Here is a 2810-nt window from a genome sequence, read left to right on the forward strand (position 1 = left end):
CAGGACCACCGAAGCGTCCCCCTCCGGGTCGGCCGCCATCGCCTCCAGCACCAACCGGTACATCGCACCGAAGCGATCCAGGGCCGCACGGCCGAGCACGTCGGTCGAAGTGCCGATGTTGAGGTGGCCGCCGGCGGCGATCACGCTGAGGAGGAACTCGTTGCCGCCCGCGTCGAGGTTGGACGCGGTGTCCACGGTGCCGGTGTCGACCTGGTGGAAGTCCTGGTAGTCGAAGACCATCGAAATCAGGCGCTCGCCGGTGCCGCTGTCGCGCTGGATGGCGGGCAGCGGGTAACGGCGGCGGGCCCAGATCTCCGACTCGCGGGCGTAGACCTGCTCCACCACCTCACGCCAGGTGCCCGAGGCGCGCAGCGCCGGGAACGGCAGGGTGTTCAGGTGCATGCCGAGCACCCGCTCGGCGCCGGGGGCCTCCAGACGCCCGTGGTAGACCACACCGGTGTGGAAGGCGTCCTCGGTGCCGACCATGCCCAGCACCTTCAGGTGCGCGGCCAGCAGCACGGTCTTCAGCGAGGCCTTGGCGTCGTTCGCCAGGCGGTGCAGCTTCTCCTCGAGGTCGTGGAAGGGCACCCGCGCGCCGAGGTTCTCGGCCACCAGGTCGGCGTCGTCGGCCCAGGTGGCCGGCAGCTCGGCCGCGGCGTGGCCGGCGACGACGTCCCGCCAGTAGGCGCGGTCCTGCTCGGAGGCCAGCGACTCCAGCTCCGCCGCGATGAAGTCCGCGTACCGGACCGACGGCGCCTCGTACGCGGGCAGCTCACGGCCGTCGCGCAGGTACTGGTAGCACTCCATCAGCTCCATGAGGAGGCTGTTGACGCTCCAGCCCTCGGTGACGGCGTGGCAGTGGCTGAGCGTCAGCCGCCAGGCCTCGTCCGACTCCAGGTGGACGGCGAGCCGCATCAGCGGCGCGGCCGACAGCTCGAAGCCGGACGCCAGGTCCTGCTCCGCGAAGACCCGGGCACGCTCCTCGCGCTGCTCCTCGCTCAGGCCCCGCCAGTCGTGCACGGTCACCGGCAGCTGCGCGGAGGCGTGCACCAGCTGGAGCGGCTGGGAGTAGCCGCTGAGAGCCACGGAGGTGCGCAGCAGTTCGTGCCGCTGCGACAGCACGGCCACGGCTTCGCGCAGCGCCTCCGGGGAGAAGGCCTGCTCGTCCGGGATCCGGAAGGAGTTGATGTTGTGGTAGGCCGACTCGCCGCGCTCCTGGGCGGCCAGCATCTCGACCAGCATGCCGGTCTGCACCTGCGACAGCGGGTAGGCGTCCACGACGCCCTCGGGCAGCGCGGCCCGGTCCCCGTCGCCGATCAGCGCGAACGGCTCCACGGCCTTGACGAGGGACTCGCCGCCCTGGCCGGTGAGGCCGGCCGCCAGCACCGCGATCGTCCGCGCCTGGAACACGTCGCGGATCGACACCTCGAACCCGGCGGTGCGCAGCGCGCCGACCAGCCGGACCGCACGGATCGAGTCGCCGCCGAGGTCGAAGAAGCTGTCCTCGACACCGACCTTCTCCAGGCCCAGCACCTCACCCCACACCTCGGCGAAGCGCTCCTCCACCGGAGTGCGCGGCGCCACGTGCCGCGAGGCCGCGAACGCCGAGCGGCCCGGCGCGGGCAGCGCGCGGTGGTCGACCTTCCCGTTGGCGTTCACCGGGATGAAGCCGAGGGCGACGAAGGCCGACGGAATCATGTAGTCGGGCAGGATGCCGCCCAGGTGCCCGCGCAGCAGGCCGGCGTCGACGGCCGTGCCGCCGTCGGCGACGACGTAGGCGACGAGGGACTTCTCCCCCGCGGAGTTCTCGTGGACGGTCACCACGGCACTCTTGACGCCGGAATGCTTGTGCAGCGCGCTCTCGATCTCGCCGAGCTCGATGCGGTAGCCGCGCACCTTCACCTGGGTGTCGACACGGCCGAGCGTCTCCAGGGTGCCGTCGGCCAGCCGGCGGGCCAGGTCGCCACTGCGGTACAGGCGCGATCCGGCCGGGCCGAACGGGTCCGGAATGAACTGCTCGGCGGTCAGCTCGGGGCGGTCCAGGTAGCCGCGGGCCACGCCGGGGCCGCCGATGCACATCTCGCCGACCACGCCCACGGGCACCAACTGGCCGTCGGCGTCGAGCAGGTGGATCCGGACGTCGTGGAACTTGTGCCCGAGGAGACTGCGGGACGGGTGGTCGAAGTCCTCCGTCACGAGCCGGTGCGCGGTGGCGATCACCGTGGTCTCGGTCGGGCCGTAGACGTTGAGCAGCACCGGGTGGTCGAGGCCCATCCGGTCCGCCCACGGCTGGAGCTGGGGGACCTCGACACGCTCGCCGCCGACGGCGATCAGCCGCAGGGCGAGCCGGTCGATGCGCGGGTCGCCGGTGGCCGCCATGGCGGCCACCGCGCCGAACGCGGAGGGGACGTAGGACAGGAAGGTGACCTGCTCGGCGACCAGCAGGTCGACAAAGTCCTCCGGCGAGCGGGTGGTCTCGTTGGACACGACCACCAGACGGCCGCCGTTCAGCAGGACGGCCCACATCTCCCAGGTGGAGAAATCGAAGGCGTACGAGTGCGAGAGCACGCCGACGTCGCTGCCGGTGAACCCGAAGTCGTCCTGGATCGCCGGGAAGAGCCGCAGGACGTTGGCGTGGCTCGCCATGACGCCCTTGGGCTTTCCGGTGGAGCCGGAGGTGTAGATGACGTAGATCAGGTTGTCCGGGGTGACGGTGGTGGCCGGCGCGGTGGCCGGGCGGGTCGCGATCTGCTCACGGCTGTCGCCGTCCAGCAGCACGATCCGGCCGTCGAACGAGTCGGTCACCCGCT

Annotated in this window: 1 protein-coding gene; it reads right to left on the reverse strand. The window is 71.7% G+C overall.

Features of this window, described 5'->3' with window-relative positions; genetic code table 11:
• On the reverse strand, positions 1 to 2810 hold a 2810-nt coding region (locus tag ACFCY1_RS41445; RefSeq protein ID WP_375877813.1), incomplete at both ends, for an amino acid adenylation domain-containing protein.

The organism is Kitasatospora sp. NPDC056273, from assembly GCF_042268845.1.
Taxonomy (GTDB): domain Bacteria; phylum Actinomycetota; class Actinomycetes; order Streptomycetales; family Streptomycetaceae; genus Kitasatospora.